General features: G+C 66.9%; 24 protein-coding genes. 10 read left to right on the top strand and 14 right to left on the bottom strand.

Features of this window, described 5'->3' with window-relative positions:
- Window positions 1-24 precede the first annotated feature (24 nt).
- The gene (phnE, locus tag KNN16_RS09795) at window positions 25-1,173 is read left to right on the top strand and encodes a phosphonate ABC transporter, permease protein PhnE (protein ID WP_299284159.1); all 1,149 of its coding nucleotides are present in this window, start codon (window positions 25-27) and stop codon (window positions 1,171-1,173) included.
- Between the two features lie 13 nt (window positions 1,174-1,186).
- On the opposite strand, the gene ruvA is transcribed toward phnE, so the two are convergent.
- The 5 genes from ruvA to KNN16_RS09770 form a co-directional block, all read right to left on the bottom strand.
- On the bottom strand, window positions 1,187-1,783 hold the full coding sequence (gene ruvA, locus KNN16_RS09790; protein ID WP_303896653.1) for a Holliday junction branch migration protein RuvA: 597 nt from the start codon (window positions 1,781-1,783) through the stop codon (window positions 1,187-1,189).
- A gap of 40 nt (window positions 1,784-1,823) precedes the next feature.
- Complete coding sequence (locus tag KNN16_RS09785) at window positions 1,824-2,705, bottom strand: response regulator transcription factor (RefSeq protein WP_303896652.1); 882 nt, start codon at window positions 2,703-2,705, stop codon at window positions 1,824-1,826.
- A 56-nt stretch (window positions 2,706-2,761) separates the two neighbouring features.
- Complete coding sequence (gene ruvC, locus KNN16_RS09780; RefSeq protein WP_273089496.1) at window positions 2,762-3,247, bottom strand: crossover junction endodeoxyribonuclease RuvC; 486 nt, start codon at window positions 3,245-3,247, stop codon at window positions 2,762-2,764.
- Window positions 3,247-4,008, bottom strand: a complete 762-nt coding sequence (locus KNN16_RS09775; protein WP_303896650.1) for a YebC/PmpR family DNA-binding transcriptional regulator — start codon at window positions 4,006-4,008, stop codon at window positions 3,247-3,249. Before KNN16_RS09775 ends, ruvC begins: the two co-directional genes overlap by 1 nt.
- A gap of 154 nt (window positions 4,009-4,162) precedes the next feature.
- Complete coding sequence (locus KNN16_RS09770) at window positions 4,163-5,395, bottom strand: S8 family peptidase (RefSeq protein WP_303896648.1); 1,233 nt, start codon at window positions 5,393-5,395, stop codon at window positions 4,163-4,165.
- Window positions 5,396-5,636: 241 nt separating this feature from the next.
- On the opposite strand from KNN16_RS09770, the gene KNN16_RS09765 reads away from it, so the two are divergent.
- On the top strand, window positions 5,637-6,914 hold the full coding sequence (locus KNN16_RS09765) for an ABC transporter substrate-binding protein (protein ID WP_303896647.1): 1,278 nt from the start codon (window positions 5,637-5,639) through the stop codon (window positions 6,912-6,914).
- Between the two features lie 95 nt (window positions 6,915-7,009).
- On the opposite strand, the gene KNN16_RS09760 is transcribed toward KNN16_RS09765, so the two are convergent.
- Entirely contained in the window at window positions 7,010-8,200 is a 1,191-nt protein-coding gene (locus KNN16_RS09760; protein ID WP_299283801.1) for a citrate/2-methylcitrate synthase, read from the bottom strand.
- Between the two features lie 494 nt (window positions 8,201-8,694).
- Between KNN16_RS09760 and pgk the strand changes: the two genes are divergently transcribed.
- The 3 genes from pgk (at window position 8,695) to thpR (ending at window position 11,430) form a co-directional block, all read left to right on the top strand.
- Complete coding sequence (pgk, locus tag KNN16_RS09755) at window positions 8,695-9,876, top strand: phosphoglycerate kinase (protein ID WP_303896645.1); 1,182 nt, start codon at window positions 8,695-8,697, stop codon at window positions 9,874-9,876.
- 19 nt (window positions 9,877-9,895) lie between these two features.
- The gene (locus tag KNN16_RS09750) at window positions 9,896-10,666 is read left to right on the top strand and encodes a hypothetical protein (protein ID WP_303896643.1); all 771 of its coding nucleotides are present in this window, start codon (window positions 9,896-9,898) and stop codon (window positions 10,664-10,666) included.
- Between the two features lie 164 nt (window positions 10,667-10,830).
- Window positions 10,831-11,430 (top strand): RNA 2',3'-cyclic phosphodiesterase, encoded by a 600-nt coding sequence (gene thpR / locus KNN16_RS09745; protein ID WP_299283807.1) that lies wholly within the window; start codon window positions 10,831-10,833, stop codon window positions 11,428-11,430.
- A gap of 37 nt (window positions 11,431-11,467) precedes the next feature.
- Here the strand turns inward: thpR and KNN16_RS09740 are convergent, their stop codons facing one another.
- Window positions 11,468-11,842 carry a YraN family protein gene (locus KNN16_RS09740; protein WP_299283809.1) on the bottom strand — a complete coding sequence of 125 codons (375 nt, stop codon included), beginning with the start codon at window positions 11,840-11,842 and terminating at the stop codon, window positions 11,468-11,470.
- Window positions 11,839-12,528, bottom strand: a complete 690-nt coding sequence (locus KNN16_RS09735) for an FHA domain-containing protein (protein ID WP_299283811.1) — start codon at window positions 12,526-12,528, stop codon at window positions 11,839-11,841. Before KNN16_RS09735 ends, KNN16_RS09740 begins: the two co-directional genes overlap by 4 nt.
- Window positions 12,529-12,753: 225 nt before the next feature.
- On the opposite strand from KNN16_RS09735, the gene tig reads away from it, so the two are divergent.
- Genes tig through clpX form a run of 3 tightly spaced genes read left to right on the top strand, consistent with a single transcriptional unit; the run spans window position 12,754 to window position 16,070 of the window.
- Window positions 12,754-14,100, top strand: a complete 1,347-nt coding sequence (gene tig / locus KNN16_RS09730) for a trigger factor (RefSeq protein ID WP_303896639.1) — start codon at window positions 12,754-12,756, stop codon at window positions 14,098-14,100.
- 20 nt (window positions 14,101-14,120) lie between these two features.
- Window positions 14,121-14,786: a ClpP family protease gene (locus tag KNN16_RS09725; protein ID WP_088571795.1), complete on the top strand. Its 666-nt coding sequence runs from the start codon at window positions 14,121-14,123 to the stop codon at window positions 14,784-14,786.
- A gap of 6 nt (window positions 14,787-14,792) precedes the next feature.
- Window positions 14,793-16,070 (top strand): ATP-dependent Clp protease ATP-binding subunit ClpX, encoded by a 1,278-nt coding sequence (gene clpX / locus KNN16_RS09720; protein ID WP_088571794.1) that lies wholly within the window; start codon window positions 14,793-14,795, stop codon window positions 16,068-16,070.
- 5 nt (window positions 16,071-16,075) lie between these two features.
- Here the strand turns inward: clpX and KNN16_RS09715 are convergent, their stop codons facing one another.
- The 4 genes from KNN16_RS09715 to sufC all read right to left on the bottom strand — a co-directional run bounded on the left by KNN16_RS09715 (window position 16,076) and on the right by sufC (window position 21,162).
- Window positions 16,076-17,329, bottom strand: a complete 1,254-nt coding sequence (locus KNN16_RS09715) for a cysteine desulfurase (protein ID WP_299283817.1) — start codon at window positions 17,327-17,329, stop codon at window positions 16,076-16,078.
- A 130-nt stretch (window positions 17,330-17,459) separates the two neighbouring features.
- Window positions 17,460-18,797 carry a Fe-S cluster assembly protein SufD gene (gene sufD / locus KNN16_RS09710; RefSeq protein WP_303896635.1) on the bottom strand — a complete coding sequence of 446 codons (1,338 nt, stop codon included), beginning with the start codon at window positions 18,795-18,797 and terminating at the stop codon, window positions 17,460-17,462.
- A 169-nt stretch (window positions 18,798-18,966) separates the two neighbouring features.
- Window positions 18,967-20,373: a Fe-S cluster assembly protein SufB gene (gene sufB, locus KNN16_RS09705; protein WP_303896633.1), complete on the bottom strand. Its 1,407-nt coding sequence runs from the start codon at window positions 20,371-20,373 to the stop codon at window positions 18,967-18,969.
- Between the two features lie 9 nt (window positions 20,374-20,382).
- The gene (gene sufC / locus KNN16_RS09700) at window positions 20,383-21,162 is read right to left on the bottom strand and encodes a Fe-S cluster assembly ATPase SufC (protein WP_299283823.1); all 780 of its coding nucleotides are present in this window, start codon (window positions 21,160-21,162) and stop codon (window positions 20,383-20,385) included.
- A gap of 179 nt (window positions 21,163-21,341) precedes the next feature.
- Here sufC and KNN16_RS09695 point away from each other — a divergent pair, with 179 nt between their 5' ends.
- Together KNN16_RS09695 and KNN16_RS09690 are read left to right on the top strand one after the other, a co-directional pair.
- Window positions 21,342-22,010 (top strand): metalloregulator ArsR/SmtB family transcription factor, encoded by a 669-nt coding sequence (locus tag KNN16_RS09695; RefSeq protein ID WP_299283825.1) that lies wholly within the window; start codon window positions 21,342-21,344, stop codon window positions 22,008-22,010.
- A gap of 84 nt (window positions 22,011-22,094) precedes the next feature.
- Window positions 22,095-22,439, top strand: a complete 345-nt coding sequence (locus KNN16_RS09690; protein ID WP_299283827.1) for a metal-sulfur cluster assembly factor — start codon at window positions 22,095-22,097, stop codon at window positions 22,437-22,439.
- A 12-nt stretch (window positions 22,440-22,451) separates the two neighbouring features.
- On the opposite strand, the gene KNN16_RS09685 is transcribed toward KNN16_RS09690, so the two are convergent.
- Together KNN16_RS09685 and KNN16_RS09680 are read right to left on the bottom strand one after the other, a co-directional pair.
- Window positions 22,452-24,239: a hypothetical protein gene (locus tag KNN16_RS09685; protein ID WP_303896630.1), complete on the bottom strand. Its 1,788-nt coding sequence runs from the start codon at window positions 24,237-24,239 to the stop codon at window positions 22,452-22,454.
- A 272-nt stretch (window positions 24,240-24,511) separates the two neighbouring features.
- A complete protein-coding gene (locus KNN16_RS09680; RefSeq protein WP_299283831.1) occupies window positions 24,512-24,886 on the bottom strand; it encodes a diacylglycerol kinase family protein in 375 nt (124 codons plus the stop codon).
- Window positions 24,887-24,893: the final 7 nt, after the last annotated feature.

Genomic DNA, 24,893 nt, shown 5'->3' with positions numbered 1-24,893 from the left:
ATCCCGCGAGGGATCTGAACCGCTATGCGTCGACCGCGTCTGTGGATCCGAATCGCCATCGGGTTTCTCGTCCTCCTGATCTATGCCTGGTCCTGGCGAATGGTGGGCGTCGATTTGGGGAAGTTCGTGGAGCCCCAGGCCGCCCAGCGCGCCCGGGAGATCTTCACCGCTTTCATCACCCCGGAGATCCTGGTCCCGGAGCGCGGCCTGCAGCGCGTGGAGGGGGCGTTGCAAGTGCCATGCGCGGCGGGGAGCGTGCCCGAGGAGAGGACAACGGGAGAGGGGCCCCGCCTCTTCTTCCCGTCCTGCGCCGCCTCAGGGGAGCGGATCCGGGTTCGGGGCGAAGGGTTCCGCCCGAACAGCGAGGTGGTGGTCCGCTGGCGCTTTGCGCCCAGCCCCCAGTTGCCCCTGGGAGGCGAATTGCTGGCCGGGCGGACCCGCACGGACGCGGTGGGGAACTTCACCCTGGAGGTGGAGATCCGTCCTCTTCTGGCGCAGGAGGGAGGAGCCCGGCTGCAGGCGGAGGCGCGCTGGGAGGGGCAGTGGCAGGTGAGCCCGGCCCTGATCCGCACCCTGGAGCTGATGCTCCAGACGATCTTCCTGGCCCTGATGGCCACCACCCTGGCCACCCTCATCGCCGCCCCCCTCTCCTTCCTGGCCGCGCGCAACATCACGGCCCGGGGGCCCGTGGGCACGGCGGTCTATTATCTGGTGCGCACGATGTTCAACGTGGTGCGCTCCATCGAGCCGCTGGTGGTGGCCGCGATCTTCGCCACCTGGGTGGGCTTCGGGCCCTTCGCAGGGGTGCTGGCCCTCACCGTGGCCACCGTGGTCAACCTGGGCAAGCTCTTCTCCGAGGTCGTGGAGACCATCGACCCGGGCCCGGTGGAGGCCCTCACCGCCACCGGCGCGAATCCCCTCCAGGTCATCCGTTATGCGGTGATCCCGCAGATCACCCTGCCGTTCCTGGCCTTCATCATCTATCACTGGGACATCAACATCCGCATCTCTACCGTCGTGGGGTTTGTGGGAGGCGGAGGGATCGGCTATCAGCTCAAGTTGTGGATCGATCAGACGGACTATCACCGGGCCGGGACGGCGGTGTGGGCGATCGTGGCCGTGGTGTCCGCCATGGATTACATCAGCGCCCGGTTGCGAGAGGCGATCCGGTGAACGGCACTCCCCGCTACCGTCCCGGCCGGCGGGCGAAGTAACTCAGGGCGAGGCGGATCTTCTCCTCCAGGGGCAGGTTCGGATCGGGTGGGACCTGGGAGAGGGCGGCCTGGGCTTCCACCACGCTGTAGCCCAGGGCGGTGAGGGCCGCGATGATCTCCGTGTCGTCGGGACGCGCGGCCGGGGCCCCGGGAGCCGGGACCGCGCCGATTCGCTCTTTAAGATGCAGGATGATGGAGCGGGCGGTCTTGGGGCCGATGCCGGGGACCCTCCGCAGGATCTCCACCTGCTCCTGGGCGATGGCGGCCCGCAACGTCGGGGCGGAGAGGCTCAGGAGGGCCAGGGCCGCCCGCGGCCCCACCCCGTTCACCGTGAGCAGCTGCTCGAAAAGCTCTCGCTCCTCCTCGTCGGCGAACCCGTAGAGGGTGAACGTGATGCCGTGGCCCTCCACCCGGGCCAGCAAGGTGGTGTGCAGCGTGAGGGGCTCCCCTCGACGCGCCTGCGCCAGCACGCTGGGGGGCACATACACCTGCAACCCCAGGCCGTTCAGATCCAGCCGGACCCAATCCTTGCCGATGGCTTCCACGATCCCCCGCACCTGAACAAGCATTCCCTCACCCCCTCTGGGTTTTGCATCTTCACTGCGCGGGCTACCGTTCGCCCTCCGGGAGCTCTCGGGCGGGGAGCCCGGCGATGCGGGCGGCAGGTTCCCATGGGCGTGCAAGCGGCGGTGAGGCCAGCGCGGCGTAGGCAACCTCCGTGATCAGACGCATCCCTGCTGGGGCCAGATAGGCCAGGCGGAGCGCTTCCCGGATCGCCTCCCCGATGATGGTTCCGGCGGCGAAGCCGGGCGCTTCCAGCCAGCCCAGCTCCACCGAGCCCACGTGGAGCACGGCGGTCCAGAGGAAGGGAAAGGAGCGAAGGGCCTCCAGCGCCCGGGTCACGCTCAGGAAGAGGGCCAGCAGGCTTCCGTCCGGGAGGGGCAGCGGCATCCCGTCCGCCTGCCGCAGATGGCGGACGCCCTGGGCCCATTCCAACCGCAACGCTTCCCGATCTTTCCCTTCGGGGGAGCGCAGGATCAGGATCCCGGCGGAAGCGTAGCGCCCGGGGCCGGGCAGGGGAGGTCGAAAAGCAGTTAGCCATCGGAACCCGGCTCGCAGCGCGGCCAGGCGCTCCGCCACCGCGATCCGGGCCAGCAGCTCCTGGGGCGCGTAGGGTTTGGTCAGGTAGTCATCCGCCCCCGCCAGCAGGGCCTCGGCGATCTGATCCGGATCCGTGCGCCCGGAGATGACCAGGATCGTGAAGTTCCAGCCGAAGGTTCGACTGCGCAGCTCCTTCAACCAGGCCAGCCCATCCCCATCCGGGAGGTTGAGATCCAGAATGATCACGGAGGGGCGGAGCTCCAGCAGGCGTCGCCGGGCCGTGCGGAGATCGGGGGCCACCACGGCGGGCCGGAGGCTCCAGCGCAGCAGCTCGGAGAGCGCCTGGGCCTCCTGGGGCTGATCTTCTACGATCAGGATCGGGCCGATCATGCTCCGCTCCGGAGGCGAGGGCCCGCGGGCGGCCTCGCGGGCCGGATCCTTCTTTCTCAGCGCAGGGCAGCGAGGCGGGCGTGGTTCAGGTGACAGATGGCTACGGCCAGGGCATCGGCCACGTCGTCCGGGCGGGGGATCTCCGGGAGGTGAAGGAGCATGCGAACCATCGCCTGGATCTGGGCCTTGGGGGCGCTCCCGTATCCCACCAGGGCCTGTTTGACGTCCGCAGGGGTGTATTCGTAGATGGGGATCTGGGCTTGGGCCAGGGCCAGGAGGGCGACCCCGCGGGCCTGCCCGACGGCGAAAGCGGTGGTGACGTTGCGCCCGAAGAACACCCGCTCGATGGCCGCGACGTCCGGGCGATGGGCTTCGATCAGAGAACAGATGGCCTCATAGAGCTGGCGCAGACGCTGGGGAAGCGGATCCCCCGCGGGCGTCCGGATGTCCCCATAGGCCAGGGCCTCCAGGCTCCCCTCCCGCTCCTCCACCAGTCCGTAACCGGTGATCGCGATCCCCGGGTCGATCCCCAGCACCCGCATCACGCGGCCTGTGCCTCATATTTACGGATCAGCTCATCGGAGATCTCCAGGTTGGAGTAGACCTGCTGGACATCGTCCAGCTCCTCCAGGGCGTCCACCAGGGACATCACGGCCATGGTGGCGTGATCGTCCAGGGCCACCCGGGTTTTGGGCCGCATGGTGACCTCGGCGTTGTCGATGGTGAGGCCGGCCGCTATCAGGGCCTGGCGCACAGCCTGGAGGTCCTCCGGGGCGGTGTAGATCTCCACCAGGTCCTCGCTGATCTCCACGTCCTCCGCTCCTGCCTCAATGGCCATCTCGAAGATGCGCTCGGGGTCCTGGCCATCGGGGCGGATGGCGATATAGCCTTTCTTCTCGAAGTTCCACATCACCGCGCCCGATTCCGCCAGGCTCCCCCCGTGGCGGGAGAAGATGCGGCGGAGCTCGGCCACCGTGCGGTTCCGGTTGTCCGTCAGCACCCGCACGAGGATGGCCACCCCGTGGGGGCCGTAGCCTTCGTAGAGCAGCTCCTCGAACTGCTCCGCCCCCTTCTCCAGGCCGGCGCCGCGCCGGATGGCCCGCTCGATGTTCTCCTTGGGCATGTTCGCCGCCCGGGCCCGTTCGATGGCCAGCCGCAGGCGCAGGTTGGTCTCCGGGTCAGGCCCTCCCTCCCGGGCCGCGATGATCAGCTCGCGGGTCAGACGGCTGAAGAGCTGCCCGCGCTTGGCGTCCATGGCCGCCTTGCGATGTTTGATGTTCGCCCACTTGCTGTGCCCTGCCATCGAAGCTCCCTCCGGCGAGGGATGGAATCCGTTCTCTTGCAATTCTATCATAACCCAAATGCCATCTCTTCATTGGGAGGAACAGGCGGAAAAGGGGGGCCGGGCAGGGCCCTCCGGGCCCGCCCGGCCCCCGAGGCTTCGGGATCCCGCGGGCTTACGGGGCGCTGACGGCCCGGTAGGCGTTGATACGCCCCCAATACCAGTAGCGGCCTGTGCCCGCGATGCGATCCGCGTTCGCCTCGATGCGCTGGCGCACGCATGCGTTGGTGGCGCACTTGCCGGTCGCCCACACCAGCCCGGCCAGCCCCGCCACGTGCGGCGTCGCCATGGAGGTGCCGTTCAGCGCATCGTAAGTGGTGAAGTAGCCATACTGGGTCGTCAGGTAAACCGGCGTGTCCGGCATGGTGGAGAGGATGCGCACGCCGGGCGCGGCGACGTCCACCCATTTGGCGCCGTAGTTGGAGAAGGAGGCCTTGTTGTCGTTCTCATCCGTGGCCGCTACGGCGATGCAGTTCGTATAAGCGGCCGGGTAGGTTTTGGCGGAGGAGCCGCTGTTGCCTGCCGCGCATGCCAGCACCGCCCCCTTGTTCCAGGCGTAGTCCACCGCGTTCTGCAGCGTCGTTGAGCCGATGGAGCCGCCCAGGCTCAGGTTGATGACCTTCGCGCCGTGATCAGCGGCCCAGACGATGCCATCGGCCACCTGGGCGTAAGTCCCCGAGCCGCTGGCGTCCAGCACCTTGGCGGCCAGGAGCTGGACCTGCCAGTTCATCCCCGCCACGCCGACCCCGTTGTTCGTCAGAGCCCCGATGGTCCCGGCCACGTGGGTGCCGTGACCGTTGTCGTCCTCCGCGATGCCATCGTTGTTCACGAAGTCCCACTGATCCGCCACCGGCGGGAGGTCTGGGTGGCTGTTATCGATCCCGGTGTCGACGACCGCAATGCGGACGGTGCCGGAGCCGGTCACCAGATCCCACGCCGCATACGCCTGGATCTTCCCCCAGGCCCACTGGGAGACGCAGCCCGCCTTCGAGGAGTTGTAGCAGGAGGTGTTGTCGTAGGGATCGTTGGGGTCCAGGAAGGCCGTGGCGATGCCGTTCAGCTCCACATACTTCACCAGCGGGTGGCGGCTCAAAGCCGTCCCCACCGCCTCCAGCGCCTGAGGGGGAACCTTCACCACCCACACCCCCAGTCGGGTGAGATGGTGGAGGCGGAACCCGAAGGCGTGAGCCAGGGCTATCGGATCCGCGCCGGGGGCGAACTTCACCAGGAGCTCATCCGGGACATAGCGGCCAGGGGGAACGGTCTGCGGGGAAGGGAAGCGGGGTGCCCCGCCCAGGACGCCGATCATGCAAACGACCCAAAATAGAATCCACCATCGCCGCCCCATGGCATCCTCCGGATCATGGGATTGGACAGTATTTAATTAATTATACCGTCGGAGTGCGCTTTACGGATCCACCTCCAGACCCTTACAGGCCCGGGAGGAGAAGGGGGAGGGGGAGGCGGATGCGGCGCGCGTGAGAGGGCTTGACAGCCCTTCTTCCCTGTTTAGAATAGCAGGTGAGGATCCGGAACGCCATCGGCTCCCCTCAGCCTTGAGGTTCGCCCGCTGAGAAAAGGAGGTTGCCATGTCCCGGTCCCATCGCTGGTCCCTCTATGTGGCGCTGTTGCTGATCCTCACCCTGCTCCTGGCCGCCTGCGCCCAACCGGCCACCCCTGCCCCGGCCAAGAAGCTGGAGATCTTCTCCTGGTGGACGGCGGGTGGGGAGGCGGAAGGGCTGGAGGCGATGTTCACCGTCTATCGTCAGAAATATCCGGGCGTGGAGATCATCAACGCTGCCGTTGCGGGCGGCGCCGGCGCCCAGGCCAAGGCCGTGCTGAAGACCCGCATGCTGGGCGGCGACCCGCCGGATTCCTTCCAGGTCCACGGCGGGGCGGAGCTGATCGACACCTGGGTGAAGACCGGCTACATGGAGGACATCACGGATTTGTGGAAGAGCGAGGGGTGGATGGACAAGTTCCCCAAGCAGCTGATCGACCTGGTCAGCCACGAGGGGAAGATCTACTCCGTCCCCGTCAACGTCCACCGGGGCAACGTCCTCTGGTATAACAAGAAGATCTTCGATCAGTATGGCCTGCAGCCCCCCACCACCTTCGATGAGTTCTTCCAGGTGGCCGAGGCCCTCAAGGCCAAGGGGGTGACCCCGCTGGCCCTGGGGGACAAGCTGAAGTGGGAGGCCGCTCACCTCTTCGAGACGGTCCTCGCGGGCGTGCTGGGAGCGGAGAAATACCGGGGCCTGTGGACCGGCCAGACGCCCTGGACGGGGCCGGAGGTGGCCAAGGCCTTCGAGATCTTCGGGCGGATGCTGGATTACGTCAATGAAGACCATGCCGCCCACACCTGGGACTCAGCCACCCAGCTGGTTCTGGACGGCAAGGCGGCCATGACCGTGATGGGGGACTGGTCCCACGGGTATTTCCTCTCGAAGGGAGCCAAGCCGGGCGTGGACTACGGGTGGGTCCCTGCCCCGAACAACAAGGGGCTCTTCATGGTGGTGACCGACACTTTCGGCCTGCCCAAGAAGGCCCCCCATCGGGAGCAGGCCATCGCCTGGCTGAAGGTCTGCGGCTCGAAGGAGGGTCAGGAGGCCTTCAACCCCAAGAAGGGCTCCATCTGCGCTCGCCTGGACTGCGATCGCAGCAAGTTCGACGTGTATCTGCAGTCCTCGATGGACGACTTCGCCCGGGACCAGCTGATCCCGAGCGAGGTCCACGGCTCGGCTGCTCCGGAGGGCTTCGCCACTGCCTTCAACGACATCATCTTTAACTTCGTGACCAGCCGGGATGCCAAGGCGGCCATGGAAGCCCTCCAGAAGGCCTGTGTGGAGAACAAGATGTGCAAGTGAGGTGAAGAAGAACCCTGCCGATGGCGTTCCGGGAAAGAAACGGGCGCGGCCCACGTTCAGGCCGCGCCCGTTGTGGTTTCGGGCCCCGGAAGCGCTCAGCCGCGCTCCTCGATGGGGATGTATTCCATGTGCTCGGGGCCGACGTAGAAGAAGCGCGGCCGGTAGATGCGGTTGTCCTTTCGCTGTTCCAGGGCGTGGGCCACCCAGCCGGCGATGCGCCCCACGGCGAAGATCGGGGTGAAGAGGGCGGTCTCAATGCCCATGGAGGCCATCACGATGCCCGAGTAGAAGTCCACGTTGGGCTGGATGCCCTTCTGGCCCAGCCGCTCGATCATCACCCGCTCGATCACCTCCGCCATCCGCAGCCACTTCTCCGTGCCGGCCCGCCGGGTGACCTCCAGGGCATACTGCTTGAGGATGTGCGCCCGCGGGTCATAGGTCTTGTAGACGCGATGGCCGAAGCCGGGGATCTTCTTCTTGCGGGCCAGGGCCCGGAGCACCCACGCCTCCGCGTTCTCCACCTCCCCGATCTCATAAAGCATGTGCATCACTTCCTCGTTCGCGCCCCCATGGAGCGGACCCTTGAGGGCGGCGATGCCTCCCACCACGGCCGAATACATGTCGCTCAGGGTGGAGGTGATGGCCCGCACGGTGAAGGTGGAGGCGTTGCACTCGTGATCCGCGTGAAGGATGAGGATGACATCCATCACCCGGGCGTAGAAGGGGTCCGGCTCCTCCCCGAAGAGCATGTAGAGGAAATTGGCGGCGTGGCTCAGGTCGGGGCGGGGATGAACCGGGGGGAGGCCCTTGCGGGCGCGCCCGATGGCGGCCACCACCGTGGCGATGCGGGAGGTCAGCTTGATGGCCTCCCGTTCGTGGGCGATCATCGTGTCCTCTTCCGCGGAGTCGTCGAAGGCCGCCAGCATGGAGATGGCCGTGCGCAACACCGACATCGGATGGAAGTTGTAGCGACGCCCGGCCCGGGAGATGAAGTCATAGACCTCGTCCGGGATCTCCCGATACTGGCGGAGGCGCATCTTGTAGACATCCAGCTCGTCCTCGGTGGGGAGCTTGTCGTAGAGGAGGAGGAAGGCGGTCTCTTCGAAGGTGGACTTCTCGGCGAGGACCTCAATGGGGATCCCGTGATAGATCAGGCGGCCGGCGATTCCGTCCACGTAGCTTTTCACCGACTCCGCGACGATCACGCCTTCCAGGCCCTTGGCGAAGGAGACCTCGCCCGGCTTCCCGATATACTTCACTTCCTGGGGGGCTGCTGTTGTGGTCATGACAACCTCCTCGTTCGGTTCAGGTTCACCGGCCTCGCTGCCCCTCCCCCCTTCCGTTGTACCGGATCCAGCGAGCGGCCTCTCCTTGAGATCCCCCTGTGCGGAAAAGCAAATCCTTTCCGCTCCAGATCCATCTTAGCCCCAGCCGGAGCAGGAGGCAACTTCCCCTTCCACATCTCAGGCCCTCAAATCCTCGATTTGTGATGAAATTCACATACTGGGCCTCCGTTCGTCACTGGCCCCTGTGCCTCTCTTCCGGTAATGTGAAGTGAGGGTTTTCCGGAGGATTCTCGGGGGTGTGTCCCGATTTTGTCGGGCCTGGCCGCCTTGTAGGACAACTGCGAGCAGTTGTCCTACGATTTTGGGACACACCCATCCTGGGAGGAAGACGGCCTGCGCCTCCGGGGGTCCGGGTAAAATGAGGAGACGGGGTGCGCAGGTGGTTTGTGATCTTGTTGGAGCCTGAGCCCTCCGTTCAGCGGGGAGGATCCGCGATGAACAAGATGACCGTGCGAGATGTGGACGTCCGCGGACGCCGGGTCCTGGTCCGCGTGGATTTCAACGTGCCCATCGCCGATGGGAAGGTGACCGACGACACGCGGATCCGGGCGACCCTGCCCACGCTGCAGTATCTCCTCGACCAGGGCGCGGCCCTCATCGTGATGTCGCACCTGGGCCGCCCGAAGAAGCCCGACCCGGCCTTCAGCCTTCGCCCGGTGGCCGAGCGCCTGAGCGAGCTGCTGGGCCGCCCGGTCCAGATGGCCCCCGACTGCGTGGGCCCGGAGGTGGAGGCGATGGCTGCGGCCCTGCAGCCCGGCCAGGTGCTGTTGCTGGAGAACCTCCGGTTCCATCCGGAGGAGGAAAAGAACGACCCCGAGTTCGCCCGCCGGCTGGCCCGCCTGGCGGATCTGTGCGTGAACGACGCCTTCGGCGCAGCCCATCGCGCCCACGCCTCGGTCGAAGCCATCGCCCGTTTCATCCCGGTCGTCGCCGGCTTCCTCATGGAGAAAGAGATCCGTTATCTGAGCCAGGCCCTCACGAACCCGGGCCGGCCTTTCGTGGCGATCCTCGGGGGGGCCAAGATCTCCGATAAGATCGGGGTCATCGAGAGCCTGCTCGCCCGGGCGGATCGAGTGCTCATCGGCGGCGGGATGGCCAACACCTTCTTGAAGGCCATGGGCTACCGGGTGGGCGATTCGCTGGTGGAGGACGAGGCCCTGGAGACCGCCCGGCGCCTCCTCCAGGAAGGCGGGGAACGCCTGATGCTGCCGGTGGACGTGGTGATCGCCGACGCGTTCGCCCCGGATGCCCGGGCCCAGGTGGTGCCGGTGGATCAGGTGCCGGACGGATGGCGGATCCTGGACATCGGGCCGCAGACCGTGGCCCGCTATGCCGAGGAGATCCGGCGGGCCGCCTTCATCGTCTGGAACGGACCTATGGGCGTCTTTGAGTTCCCGCGCTTCGCCGAGGGGACCTTCGCCATCGCCCGGGCTGTGGCGGAGAGCGGGGCGATCAGCATCGTGGGCGGAGGGGACTCGGTGGCGGCCGTGCACGCCGCCGGCGTCGCGGACCGCATCACCCACATCTCCACCGGCGGAGGGGCCAGCCTGGAGTTCCTGGAGGGCCGCACCCTCCCCGGGATCGCCGCCCTCGCCGATCGCCCGTCCTCCTCGTAAGGCCTCGGGGATCCGGCATATGAACCGGGGGGCGCCCCTGAAGCCGGCGGACCGGCCATGGGTGCGGATGACCATGGGGGCCGCCCAGATCGTTGCGGACGCGGAGGCCCTCCATCTGATGCTGCTCCCCAGCCCCGGGGATCGCTATGCGGACGCCCAGCTCGATGATTATGGAGGCTCCCGCTTCGTCTGGCGTCCACCGGTTCGCCTGATCGTCGAGGCGCGCTTTTCCCATCCCATGGAAACGCTGGTGGGGACAGCGGGGTTCGGGTTCTGGAACGCGGCGGCGATGCCGGGCGCCCTCATCGGCCCCCCTTCCGCAGTCTGGTTCTTCTTCGCCTCGCCTCCCTCCCGGATCGCGCTGTCCCCTGCGGATGCGGGGCGGGGCTGGCTGGCAATGGTGTGGCGCAGCCCGACCGGCCCCCGCCTCCGGATCCCCGGGTGGCTCCAGCAGGGCTTGTGGCGGCTCCTGAAAGCCCCACCCCTCGCCCGCACCGTCCTCTCCCTGGGCGCACGCTGGATGGCGGTCTCTCAGCGTCCTCTGGAGATCGATCTCACGGCATGGCATCGCTACGTCCTGCGCTGGGAACGCCGTCAGGTGATTTTCGAAGTGGATGGAGAAGAGGTCCATCGCGCGCCCCTCGCTCCCCCCGGCCCCCTGGGGTTCGTGGCCTGGATCGACAACCAGTTCCTGACCCTGGATCCTGCCGCCGGTCTTTCCGCGGGACTCCTTCCGGTTCCCGCCCCTCAGGCTCTGACGTTGCGTCGCGTGGAGATCGAGTCGGGTTGAGCCGCCCGCGACCGCGCACCGGGGACGCCTGCGTTTTCTGTTCTATAATGGGACGGGGGCGATGGTGGTGCGCAGAGAGCGCCGCACCACCATCGCGTTTTCCGATCGCCTGTCCACATGCGGGAGAGGAGCCCTCTATCCTGCCACCTTCGGGAGGGCTTGGGATGGTGGCGGTGCGCGCCTTCATCGCGGTGGAGCTGCCCGATGCGCTCCAGCAAAAGCTGGCGGAGGTGCAGCGTCGTCTGCGTCAGGAGCTCCGGGATCTCCCGATCCGCTGGGTGCGTCCGGAGAGCATCCATCTCACCTTGAAATTCCTGGGGATGGTCCCTGCCGCTCAGATCGATGAGATCATCGCGGCGCTGCGGGGACTGACCCTGGAGCGTGGGCCTTTCATGTTCGTGGTGGAGGGGCTCGGGTGCTTCCCGGATCCCCGCCATCCCCGGGTGATCTGGGTGGGGGTGTCCGATCCCACGCGGGCGCTGGCGGGCTTTCAGCGCTTGGTGGAGGCCAGCATGCAGAAGCTGGGGTATCCCCCTGAGGATCGGCCGTATCAGCCCCATCTCACGCTGGCCCGGGTGAGCCGGGATGCCACCCCTGTCCATCACCGGCAGATCGCGGAGGTGATCGCGCGAACCCCCGTGGGGCAGCTGGGGGAGGTGCGGGTGGAGGAGATCACCCTGATGCGCAGCGATCTCCATCCAGAGGGGGCGATCTACACCCCCATCATCCGCCTTCCGTTGCGCGGGAAAGGGAACCCCGATTGAAGCCGCTCATCCCGACCCGGACGGCCCCGGGCCGCCTCTACTCCAGGATGTTCTCGATGAAGGAGACCTCCATGGGCCGACCCCGAGGGTCCAGGGACACAGCGGCCAGATCCACCCGCCAGCTGGGCTCCGGGCCTTCCAGCTGGCCCAGATAGGCCAGGGCTGTCTGCTGCAGGCGCCGGCGCTTGCGCGGGCTCAGGCTCTCCTCCGGCCGTCCGAAGCGGTCGTTGCGCCGGGCGCGGACCTCGATGAAGAGCAGCCAGCCGTCTCCTTCGGCGATCAGATCGATCTCCCCGAACGGGCAGCGCCAGTTCCGGGCCCGGATGCGGTATCCACGAGCTTCCAGATGGGCGGCCACGAACGTCTCCGCCGCCGTCCCGAGGGCGCGTCGAGAGGCCCGCTGGGTCCTCATCGTTCCTCCGGCTGGCCCTTGAGTTGCAGGGGCACGTCGGCCAGGCGGAAGCCGTGCCCGCGCACCGTCAGGATGTAATCCCGCCCGGGGTCGACCTGGGCCAGACGCTCCCGCAGTCGACGGATCAGGGCGTCCAGGGCCTGTTCCGTCACCCCCCGCGGGTCCTCCTCCGGCCAGATATAACCCACCAATTCCTCCCGGGAGACCACCGCGCCGTGCGCCAGGGCCAGACGCTCCAGGGCGCGGAACTGAGCCGGGGAGAGCGGCGGGTTCACCTCTCGGCCGTTCACCCACACCCGGCGGGCAGCCCGATCGATGATCAGGCCCTGGGAGAGCCAGGCGACGGGAGGGGATTCCAGGGGGAGCGTGGCCTCGGCGCTGATGAAGCGCATGCGCACGCACAGGGCCAGCGCGATCTCATCTCCATCCTTCAGCCGATGAGGGACGAACGGGGGGAGCGCCTGGCCGTTGATGAACGTCCCGTTTTTGCTGCCCAGATCCTCGATGTAATAACCGTCGGCCTCCCGTCGGAGCCGGGCGTGCTGCCGGGAGATCTGACGCTCGGGAAGGACCAGGTCACAGCCCTCGCCGCGGCCGATGAGGAGCACCTCCTGATCGATCGGCCAGCGATGCCCGGCCAGCTGCCCCTCGGTGATCACCAGCATCGGCGCCTCGGCCCCGGGCATGATCGCTCCCTCCTCTATCTCGGAGAGCGTCCATCCGATGGACCCACCACATTATTATACGCACCGTTTGTTGCAGCTCCATCATGGGCTCGTTATAATTCCACGTGACCGGCCGGATCCTCCCGCTCATCCCCTGGGGCGCAGGCCGGGCGTCACGCGCGGAGGGGATGGGAAGGCGCTCCCGGTGGGGATCCGTCGGGATTCCGAAGAAGGAGGAGCCTACGGGTGCGGATCACGAGCGAGAGCCTCCCGTCACGCCAGGTGGCCCTGACCATCGAGGTCGAGCCGGAACGGGTGGAGCAGGCAATGCGCCGGGTCGCCCGGCGCTTCTCGGAGCGCTACGAGATCCCGGGCTTCCGCCGCGGTCGGGCACCCTATGAAGTGGTGCTCCGAACCTTCGGTCGGGAGGCGATCTTCGAGGAGGCGGTGGAGCTCCTCAGCCAGGAGGTCTACCGGGAGGCCCTGGATCAGCTCGGCCTGGATCCCTATGGGCCGGGCCGGCTGGAGCAGATCCAGCCGGAGCCCCTCACCTTCCGGGTGATCGTGCCGTTGAAGCCTGAGGTCCGGCTCGGCGACTACCGGTCCCTGCGGGTGCCCTATGAGCCGCCGCAACCCACGGAGGAAGCGGTGCAGGAAGTCCTGGAGCGGTTGCGGCGGGACAACGCCATCATTGAGCCCCTTTCGGAGGGGACAGCGGAGCCCGGGATGATGGTCACGGTCGCCCTGCGGGCGAGGGACGCGGAGGGGAAAACCCTTCTGGAGGATGAATTCTCCTTCGTGCTGGGCCAGGAGGCCCCGCCGCTGCCCGGGTTGGAGGAGCGGATCGTCGGGATGGCCCTCAATGAGACGCGGTCCTTCGATCTGCCCTGGCCCGGGGATCCATCGCGGACGCTGCAGGTCGAGGCGACGCTCACCGGGCTCGCGCGCTATCTCCTTCCGGATCTGGATGACGCCCTGGCCCAGACGGTGGGGGACTTCGAGACCCTGGAGGATCTGAAGGCGAAGATCCGGGAGGATCTGGCGGCCCATCTCCGCCGCCAATATGACGCCGAATACGCGGAGCGGGCTCTGAAGGCCCTGGCCGAGCAGGCGGAGGTGGAGTTCCCCCCGCAGATGCTGGAGGAGGAGATCGACGATCTCATCGAGGATCTGGAGAACACGCTGCGTCGACGCGGACAGGATTTGGAGTCTTATCTGAAGGAGCGCAATCAGACGCCGGAGGCGTTGCGGGAGGAGCTGCGGCCTCAGGCGGAGCAGCGGATCCGCCGGGGCCTGATCCTGTATCAGCTGGCGCAGGAGGAGGGGCTCTCCGTCCCTGAGGAGGAGCTGGAGGAGGAGGCTGGCGCGGTTCGCCAGCGGCTCCAGGTCTCGGAGGAGGCCTGGCAGCGCTTGAGGCCGACGGTGATGTCCAGCCTCCGGTCGCGGCTTCTGCTGAGCCGGGCGCTGGAACGCCTGGTGGCCATCGCGCGGGGGGAGGCGGTGTCCCCCGTGATGGCGGAGGCCTCTCCGGCTCCTGAACCGGAGGCGGAGGAGGCGGTTCCCTCCTCTGTTGAACCCTCAGACCCCACGTGACGATTGGAAGGAGGCGGGCGATGGCTCGGGAAGGGTTGCCGGAGCTGCTGATCCCGATGGTGATCGAGAACACGGGGCGCGGCGAGCGGGTTTACGACATCTACTCGCTGCTGCTGAAGGAGCGGATCATCTTCCTGGGAACCCCCATCACGGATCAGGTGGCGAACCTGGTGGTCGCGCAGTTGCTCTATCTGGATCGGGAGGATCCGGAGGAGGAGATCCGGCTTTACATCAACTCGCCGGGCGGGCTGATCTATCCGGGCCTGGCCATCTATGACACCATGCAGCAGGTGCGCGCCCCCATCTCCACCATCGCGGTGGGGTGGACGGCCAGCATGGCCACGGTGTTGCTGGCGGCCGGCACCAAGGGCCGTCGCTTCGCGCTCCCCCATGCCACCATCCACATGCACCCGGCTGGCGGCGGGGCCCATGGCTACGCTCCCGACGTGGAGATCCAGTATAAAGAGCTGATGCGGATGCAGAACCTGATCTTCGAGTTGCTGGCCCGCCACACCGGCCAGCCGGTGGAGCGGATCGCCGACGATTTCGATCGGGATTACTACATGTCGGCGGAGGAGGCGGTCAAATACGGGATCATCGATGAGGTGCTGAAGCCGCCGCCGCACAAGGAGCTGCCGCCGCTTCCCACCCGGGCGGCCGCCACCCCAGACGGGCATAAGGAGTGACCGGGGATGCAACGCGCCCGCAAGGAAGCGCCCCGCTGCTCCTTCTGTCGGCGGGATCCGGAGGAGACGGGTCGGCTTCTGGCGGGCCCGGATGGGGTTTACATCTGCGAGGCGTGTGTGGAGCTTAGCTATCGGATGCTGCGGGGGGAGCGCCGGGAGGCCGGCCTCCCCCTGTCCGTTCCCTCGCGTCTTCCCTCCCCTCGGGAGATCTACGCTTACCTGGACCAGTATGTCGTTGGGCAGGAGCGGGCGAAGCGGGTGCTGTCGGTGGCGGTCTACAACCACTACAAGCGGATCACCAGCAGGGGACGCTGGGAGGATGTGGAGATCGAGAAGAGCAACATCCTGCTCATCGGCCCCACCGGCTGCGGGAAGACCCTGCTGGCGCGCACCCTGGCCCGCATCCTCGACGTCCCCTTCGCCATCGCCGACGCCACCTCTTTGACGGAGGCCGGTTACGTGGGGGAGGATGTGGAGAACATCCTCCTCCGGCTGATCCAGGCGGCCGACTACAACCTGGAGCGGGCGGAGAAGGGCATCGTCTACATCGATGAGATCGACAAGATCGCCCGCAAATCTGGCGACAACCCTTCCATCACCCGGGATGTCTCGGGGGAGGGCGTGCAGCAGGCCCTTCTCAAGATCATCGAGGGGACCATCGCCAACGTCCCTCCGCAGGGCGGGCGGAAGCATCCCCACCAGGAGTTCATCCAGATCGACACCACCAACATCCTCTTCATCTGCGGCGGGGCCTTCGAGGGGCTTTCGAAGATCATCGCCGAGCGCCTGGGGTTGCGCGGGCATATCGGCTTCCCCGGCGAGGTCAGAGCCCGGGGGCGGATCAGCCTGTCGGAGGCGGAGCTGCTGCAGCAGGTGGCCCCCGAGGATCTCATCCGCTTCGGCCTGATCCCGGAGCTGGTGGGGCGGCTGCCGGTGGTGATCCCGGTGGATCCCCTGGATCGGGAGGCGCTGAAGGCGGTGCTGACCCGGCCCCGCAACGCCCTGGTGAAGCAATTCCAGCGGCTGTTCGCCCTGGACAACGTGGAGCTGATCTTCACGCCGGAGGCCATCGAGGCGGCTGCGGAGGAGGCGCTGCGCCTGGGGACGGGGGCCCGGGCCCTGCGGGCCATCCTGGAGCGGACGCTGTTAGACGTGATGTATGAGATCCCCTCTCATCCCCACATCCGTCGTTGCATCGTCACCGCGGAAGCCATCCGGGGGCAGGCGATGCCCCTGCTCCTGACGGAGTCCGGCCAGCCGGTGGAGCTGCGCCGGGCCGCCTGATCGGCTCAGGCCAGGCGCCGGAAGGTCCGGCGCACGATCTCCAGCCCCTCCGCCAGCCGGTCCACCTCTTCCATCGTGTTATAGAGATAGAAACTGGCCCGGGCGGTGGCGGTGAGGCCCAGTCGCTCATGGAGCGGCATCGCGCAGTGGTGGCCGGCCCGGATACAGATGCCCTCCCGATCCAGGATGGTGGCGATGTCGTGGGGGTGGATGCGATCCATGGCGAAGGCCACCACGCCGCCGCGCTCCGCAGGGGGAGGCCCCACGATGCGAAGGCCGGGGATCTCACTCAAGCGCTCCATAGCGTAGGCGGCCAGGGCCTGCTCATGGCGGTGGATGGCCTCCAGCCCGATTTGGCTCAGGTAATCCACCGCCGCTCCCAGCCCGATGGCCTCGGCGATGGCCGGGGTTCCCGCTTCGAACTTGTAGGGCAGCTCGTTCCATTCCGCGCCCTCGAAGGTGACCCGGCGGATCATGTCGCCGCCGCCCAGGAAGGGGGGCATGGCCTCCAGGAGCTCGCGCCGCCCCCACAGCACCCCGATCCCGGTGGGGCCGCACATCTTATGGCCGGAGAAGGCCAGGAAATCGCATCCCAGCTCCTGGACGTTCACCGGGAGATGCGGAACCCCCTGGGCGCCGTCCACCAACACGACGGCCCCCACCGCGTGGGCCTTCTCGATGATCGGTCGGAGGGGGTTGATGGTCCCCAGCACGTTCGACATCATCGTCACCGCCACCAGCCGGGTCCGCTCGGTGATCAGCGCATCCAGCAGATCCAGCCGCAGGCGGCCCTCATCGTCGATGGGGATATATCGGATGCGGAGCCCCTTCTCCTGAGCCACCAGGAACCAGGGGACCAAGTTGCTGTGGTGCTCCATCTCCGTGAGGAGGATCTCGTCTCCCTCCCGCAGGAAGGGGCGGGCCCAGGCGTAGGCCACCAGGTTGATGGACTCGGTGGCGTTGCGGGTGAAGATGATCTCTTTAGGGGAAGCGGCGCCGATGAAGGCGGCGATCTTGCGCCGGGCCTCCTCATACAGCGCGGTGGCCTGCTCGCTCAGGCGGTAGACCCCGCGGTGGACGTTGGCGTGGGTGGTGCGGTAATAAGCGTTCATCGCCTCGATCACCGGGATGGGCTTCTGAGAGCTGGCCGCGCTGTCCAAAAACACCAGGGGTTTCCCGTTCACGGTCTGGTGGAGGATGGGGAAATCCGCCCGGATCCGTTCCACATCCAGGATGGCTTGTAGCCCCACGCTTCCCATAGGGGTCCTCCCCGCATGTTCCCCGGATAAACGTTCCTCTGTAAAGGCCGGGCCGCCCTGCATCAATGCTCCCTATCCCCTATTTATTTTAGGTGAATCGGGTAGGGGCGACCCCCCTCCCGGATCGCCCCTACTCTTCCTCCGGTGGCACGCCCAGCTTGCGGTGGATGATGTGATCCGCCTGGCGCCGGACATCGGCCACAGGGATACGGTCCAAGACGGGTGCGAAGAACCCCTCCACGATGAGCCGCGTGGCGACCGTCCGGGAGAGGCCGCGGGACATCAGATAGAAGAGCTCTTCCTCGTTGATCTGGCCGACAGTGGCCCCGTGGGTGCAGCGCAGGTCGTTGGCCATGATCTCCAGGCCGGGGATGGAGTCCGCCCGGGCATGGGGGGAGAGGATCAGGTTGCGGTTGGCCTGGTAAGCGTCGGTCTTCTGAGCTCCGGGGTGCGCCCGGATCATCCCCTGCCAAACGGAGCGGGCTCGATCCTTCAGGGCGACTTTGTAGAGCAGATCGCTTTTGGTGTAGGGCGCGATGTGATCCTGCTCGGTGTCGTAGTCGGCGTGTTGCTGGCCGTCCAGGAAGAAGACGCCGGACATGTAGGCTGTGGACCCGCGGCCGATGAGGGCGACCTCCAGGAAGGTCTTGGTGACGCCACCTCCCATCCCCACCACCACCCAGTCCAGGGTGCTGTCGCGGTCCACAAAGGCCCGCTCGTGGGTGAAGTTCCACATGTAACGGCCCCAGTTCTGGAGGGCGATGTAGGTCAGGCGGGCGTTCTCCTTCAGGTGGATCTCCACCACCCCGTTGTGGAAGGCGGCCCCCACCGCGTCATCCGCCAGGCGTTCGTCGATGAAGGTCACCTGAGCGCCCGGCTCCACCACGATCAGGATGCGAGAGATGTCGGTCGGCAGCTCCTGCAAGCCGATCACCGCCCGCAGGGGCAGGGGGACCTCCAGATCCCGCGGCACATACAGGAAGATGCCGTTGCGCCAGAAGGCGCCGTTCATCGCGGCGAAGAAGCCGTCCCCCGGCCGGACCACCTGTCCCAGGTGCGAGGCGACGAGGTCCGGATGCTCCCGGGCCGCAGTGGCCAGATCCGTGAAGATCAGACCCCGGCGGTGCAGGCGCTCATCCAGCCAGTGCAGGGCCACCCCGCTGTCGAGCAACAGCAGCCCCCCCGACAGGTCCTCGCTCGGCTCCACGATTTGGCGCATCTCCGGGGCCGGGGAGGATCCGTCCGGGAAAAGGACGGTGGCCAGCTCCTCCACAGCCAGGGCCTGGATGTCGGTGCGCCGCCATGCTTCATCGGTCGGGCCGGGCTTGGGGGTCTCCCGCAGGATCTCCCAGGCCTCCCGGCGGGCTTGCCGGAGCCAATCGGGTTCCTCCCGGGCGGCCAGGAAGGCCTGGAAGGCCTCCGGCCCGATCCCCCGGGCCGCTTCGCGGATCTCCGATGCTTCCGCCATTGCGGATCTCGACCTCCTGTGAGGTTATGGGGTGAAGATGATCCGTCTGGAAGCTCCTGGGCGGAACGGTCCAGGCAGACGGCGAGGTCCCGGGTCCCCGGGGCGCCCCGGCAGCGATCCATCGCCGGGGCGCCTCCGGTGCCCGGCCTCCTCCTGCAACCCCGGTGGTTTAACCCACCGAGCCGGACATCTGCAGGCGGATGAGCCGGTTCATCTCCACGGCGTATTCCATGGGCAGTTCCTTCACCAGGGGCTCGACGAAGCCGGTGACGATCATCGCCGCCGCCTCTTCCTGGGGGATGCCCCGGCTCATCAGATAGAAGAGTTGCTCGTCGCTGATCTTGCTCACCGTGGCCTCGTGGCCGATGGTGACGTTGTCCTCCTCGATCTCCATATACGGATACGTGTCGGAGCGGGAGATCTCATCCAGGATCAGGGCGTCGCAGTTGACGCTGACCGTGGAGCCCTCGGCGCCCGGGTAGACCCGCACCAGGCCTCGATAGGAGGTGCGCCCTCCATCCTTGCTGATGGACTTGGAGATGATGCGGGAGCGGGTGTGGGGAGCGGCGTGGATCGCCTTCCCCCCCGCGTCCTGATGCTGGCCGCGGCCCGCAAAAGCGATGGACAGGATCTCCCCGCGGGCCCCCGGCTCCATCAGGTAAACGCTCGGGTATTTCATCGTCACCTTAGAGCCCAGGTTGCAATCCACCCACTCCATCACCGCGTCACGATAGACCACAGCCCGCTTGGTCACCAGGTTGTAAACGTTGGTGGACCAGTTCTGGATCGTCGTGTAGCGCACCCGGGCGCCCGGCTTGACGATGATCTCCACCACCGCGCTGTGCAGGGAGTCGGTAGTATATATTGGAGCAGTACAACCCTCTACATAATGCACGAAAGATCCTTCTTCCGCGATGATCAGGGTGCGCTCGAACTGGCCCACGTTCTGGGCGTTGATGCGGAAGTAGGCCTGAAGCGGGAGATCCACATGGACCCCCGGCGGCACGTAGATGAAGGAGCCGCCGGACCAGACGGCGGAGTTCAGGGCGGCGAACTTGTTGTCGTCGGGCGGGACCACCGTCCCGAAGTATTCCCGCACCAGGTCCGGATACTCCCGCACCGCCGTGTCGGTGTCCACGAAGATCACGCCCAGCTTGCGCAGGTGCTCCTGGAGGTTGTGGTAAACCACCTCGCTTTCATACTGTGCGCCCACTCCGGCCAGGAACTTGCGCTCGGCCTCGGGGATGCCCAGGAGCTCGAAGGTGCGCCGGATCTCCTCCGGCACCTCGTCCCACGAGCGGCTCTTCTTGTCGGTGGGCTTGATGTAGTAGTAGATGTCATCGAAATTGATCCCCGAGAGGTCCGCCCCCCAGGTGGGCATGGGCTTGGCGAGGAAGATCTCCAGCGCTCGCAGGCGAAACTCCCGCATCCAGTCGGGCTCCCCCTTCAGCCAGGAGATCTCCTCCACGATCTCCCGGGAGAGGCCCTTGCGGGCCTTATAGACGTAACGCTCGGGCATTGCGAACCCGTATTTATACGTGCCCAGCTCGCTCAGATCGAAGGTCTCCGCCGCCATGATCCCCCCTCAGGCCGTGGGTTGCTCGGCGAACTGCTCTCGCAGCCACTCGTAGCCCTTCTCCTCCAGCTCCAGGGCCAGCTCCGGCCCGCCGGAGGCCACGATGCGGCCGTTATACATCACGTGAACGAAGTGAGGCTTCACGTAGTTCAGGATGCGCTGATAGTGGGTGATGAGCAGGATCCCCATGTGGGGGCCGAAGACCCGGTTGATCCCCTCGGCCACCGTGCGCACCCCGTCGATGTCCAGCCCCGAGTCGGTCTCATCCAGGATGGCCATCTCCGGCTGCAACACGGCCATCTGGAGGATCTCCAGCCGCTTCTTCTCGCCGCCGGAGAAGCCATCGTTGACGTAACGGCTGGCAAAGGATTCCTCCAGCCCCAGCAGGGCCAGCTTCTCTCGCAACAGCTTGCGGAACTCCGGGATCGGGATCCCTTTGTCCTCGGGGTTCAGGCGCTTGCGGCGCTCGTTCAGCGCCGTGCGCAGGAAGTTGGCCACCGTGACCCCCGGCACCGCCACCGGATACTGGAAGGCCAGGAACAGCCCCAGATGGGCCCGCTCGTCGGGCGGCAGCTCCAGAAGGTTCTGCCCCTTCCAGAGCACCTCCCCCCGCTCCACGGTGTAAGCGGGATGTCCCATCAGGACGTAGGCCAGGGTGGTCTTGCCGGAACCGTTCGGGCCCATCAGGGCGTGGATCTCCCCCTTGCGCACCGTCAGATCCACCCCCCGCAGGACCGGCTTGCCCTCCACGCGGACGTGGAGATCCCGGATGATCAGCGCGTCCTCCATCGCTCTCCCCCTCACGGGTAGACTCAGGCTTCATCTTACCACGCCCACCCGTGTTTGTCAATACTTTTCATAAAAATCTGCGAAATTGACAGGAGGCGGGAAACCGGCTAAGATGGGGATGATGCGGACTCTTAACAGGGCGGATTCCTCACCCGATGCCTGGGGAAGGTGGGCGATCGATGAGCCAGACCCGACAGCAGATCCTGCAGCGTTTAAAGGAACGGGGGCGGATGACCGCGGCGCAGCTCGCCGAGGAGCTGGGGCTTACGCCGGTCACCGTCCATTATCACCTGAACATCCTGCAGCGTCAAGGGTTGGTGGATGCGCAGGTGGAGCGGCGGGGGGTGGGCCGGCCCCGGCTGGTGTTCTTCCTGCGGGAGGAGGCCCTCTCCCAGTTCCCCCAGGGTTACCATCGCCTAGCTGCTCGTCTGCTCAACGAACTTAAATCCCGTCTCCCCGAGGAGGAGATCCACCGCCTCTTCATCGCCATGGCGCAGGAGATCGCGGTGGAGCATGGGGAGCGGGTGCGGGCCTGCCGGACTCTGGAGGAAAAGCTGGAGGCCCTGGTGGAGCTGCTGGGGGAGGAAGGTTTCCTGGCCCGATGGGAGCGCCTGGGCAATGAGCTCCGCCTCCATCAATACAATTGCCCTTACAATTATGTGGTCCATCATCATCCTGAGGTGTGCGACCTGGATCGAGCCCTCATCGCCCTTACCCTGGAGGCGGACGTGGAGCGTTCCAGTTGCATCCTGAGCGGCGATCTCTGCTGCACCTTCATCATCCGAACCGCCGCGCCTTCGTCCGTCAGCTTCCAGAGGGAGGAGCCCTCCTATCCCTCCGCCGCGTGAGGCGAGGGTGGGAAGCGCGCTCCCCGAAGTCGAGGGCCGTTCCCCTGCCTCCACCCACGAACATCCTTTTTGAGGAGGTCTCCGATGCCGGAGAACGAGGTGGCTCCCCAGTCCGCTTCTCCTGCTGGATCCGAGGAGGAGCTGATCCAGAAGATCCGCGAGGCCCTCCGCACCGTGGTAGACCCGGAGATCGGGATGAACGTGGTCTCCCTGGGCCTGATCCGCAACATCGAGGTCCAGCCGGATCTGGTGCAGATCACCATGATCCTCACCACCCCCTTCTGCCCCGCCGGCCCCTACCTGCTGGAGCAGGTGCGTTACGTGACGGAGCAGGTGACCGGCCGGCCGACGAAGGTCACCCTGAGTATGGAGATGTGGGATCCCTCCATGATGGAGGAGGATGCCCTGGCGGAGTGGGGGATGTGGTGACGCGCCCGGATCTCATCGGGGGGTTGCAAGAACCACGTATCGGTCCGGGGGCCTGAGCGTTCCCCATTCCACCGTCGCCCGCTCCCCGCTGGTCCAATCGTAGAGGCCGAGGCGGAGGGCGGCCGGTCGGATCCCCGGGGGGAGCGGGCGACGGTCGATCACCCAATCCCCGGTCCGCCATGCCTCGGTAGGTGCCAGCCCACCGGCCATCGGCCCGTCGGCCTGTCCGAGGAGCTCGCCCTTCTCGTCCAGCAAATGGACGAACACATGCCATCGGCGCTCCGGCGGGGCCAGGGCCTCCCAGGCCAGGATCAGCTCCCCGGCCTCCTCATCGATCCGCCAGCCGCGCAGCGCGATCCGCCCATCGAAGCGCGGGCTGGGCTCCAGGATCTCCAGGGGAGGTGCCTCCGCATGCACGCGGTCGGACATCCCATGAACCCGCCAGATTTCGTGGAGGGGGACCCAGGCGAGATCCTCCCGGAACACATACACCGCGTGATCCTCCAGGGTGTCCCGCAGGCCGGGGAAGTCGATGGGCGGCGCGGGGGTGAACCAGTTGGGGTAAAGGACCTCTAAGCGCCGGCTCTCCACCCATCCCGAGGGCCGGCCCGTGAGATCCGGGCCTCCGTTCAGTCGGATATACCGGGCCAGCTCCCGGTCCGTGGTGATGAGCACGGCTCCTGCGCCCCCATAGATGTAAGGATAAAAGCGAGCGCGGAACCATCGGTAGCCCACGTTGTAGGGGAGGTTGACGTAGAGGATGGGGCGATCCCCGGCCTCCCAGGCTGCCGCGGCCATCCCCCGCAGGATGCGCGTGGCATCCTGGTAATACCCCAGCGAAGCGACGGTGACAAGGGTGGAGACGAGGAGCGTGACGCCCAGACCTGCTCCCACCAGCCCTCGCCCGCCGGCCCCGCGTTGCCGCCCGCTTTCCACGACCGCGGCCCAGGCCATGGCGCTGCCCACGCCGGGGATCACCAGCATCCGCGGATAATTCATCATCCCGGAGGCCGGGCCCCAGAACAGCAGGGATGGGGTGATGCTGACGGCGAACCATCCCAATCCCAGGGCGACCAGCCGGCGAGGCCGGGCGATGGCCATCATCGCTACGGTCACCCCCAGCCCCAGGCCCAGGAAGGCCCAGTCCCCCGGCCGCAGGGCTCGCAGGAGGATCGGCCGTGGCCCGAAGAGGGCCTCCCATAGCGGCCGGAGCGCCGGCCCCAGGGGATACAGCCATCCCTGAACGGCGTAGAGGCTGCTTTCCAGGGTGAAGATGGGCAGCGCCAGCACCCCCGGATCGCCCCGCGGACGAGTCCGCCAGAAGAGCATGTAACCGGCTCCCAGAGCGAAGCCGGCGAGGATCAGGGGACGAAGGCCCTGGAACCGTCCCGGACGCCATCGCTCCAGCAGGAGCAGCAGGGCGGGCCAGACGATGCCGGTCTCGTGGGAGAGGACGGCCGCCAGATAGGCCCCGAGGGCGAGGAGGGCATGACCCCAACGAGGGGATCGGCCCGGCCGGAGGGCGAGGGCGGTGGCGCTCAGCATCCAGAGGAGGGCCAGGCTGTGCACCGATCCCATCACGAAGGCGATGGCCTCGTGGGCGAAGGGGAGCAACCCGAAGAGCGCCGTGGCGCTCCACGCCGGGGCCCGAGGGACGCCGAGCCGTCGCAGGATCGAATAGAGCAGGGAGGCGTTCAACAGGTGAACGCTCAGGGTGAGGAAATGGAAGACCGCCCCCTGAAATCCAAAAGCGCGCCCGACAAGCCAGAAGAGCGACATGGAAAGAGGCCGATAGTGCAAGAGCCCCTCCGCGCTCCGGAACAGCGCGAGGGGATCCCGAGGGGCGATCACGGTCAGGAGCAGATCGTCCGAGAAAAAGCCGACGGAGAGGACCGGTATATACAGGGCGAACAGGAGTATGAAAAGGAGGCTCCCCGTCCCCAGCGTGGGGAGGGACGGGAGGACCGAGAAGCCTGAGGGAGCGGGAGCCTTCTCCTCTCTTTGAGGTGGAAGGACGGCCGGTGCAGCGGGAGGGCGTGGTCTCTCCATTCGGGAAGCTCCGAACAGGAAGGTTAACGAAAGCGGGCACCGAGGGCCCACAGGGGCGGGCCGAAGAGGGCCAGGCCGATCAGCACAGCGGCGATGGCGCACAGCAGAACCATCCCCGCCGACACGTCCTTGGCGATCCGGGCCATCGGATGGAAGGTGGGGCTGACGAGATCCACCACCGTCTCGAGGGCGGTGTTGAGCAGCTCCGCCGCCCACACCATGGCGATGGTGAGCAGGAGGATGGCCCAGCGGAGGGGATCGAACCCGAGCAGCCCGGCGAGGGCGATCACCAGAGCCGTGATCGCCCCATGGATCCGCAGGTTCCGCTGGGTCCGCCAGGCGTAGCGCAGCCCGGCGAAGGCAAAACCGAAGCTCTCCCACAGGGTGCGCGCGCGCACGAGCCCT

Origin of the sequence: Thermoflexus hugenholtzii (assembly GCF_018771565.1) — a bacterium.
Taxonomy (GTDB): domain Bacteria; phylum Chloroflexota; class Anaerolineae; order Thermoflexales; family Thermoflexaceae; genus Thermoflexus; species Thermoflexus hugenholtzii_A.
Note: the sequence above shows the minus strand (reverse complement) of the source record. Positions and strands in the feature narration are given on the sequence as shown.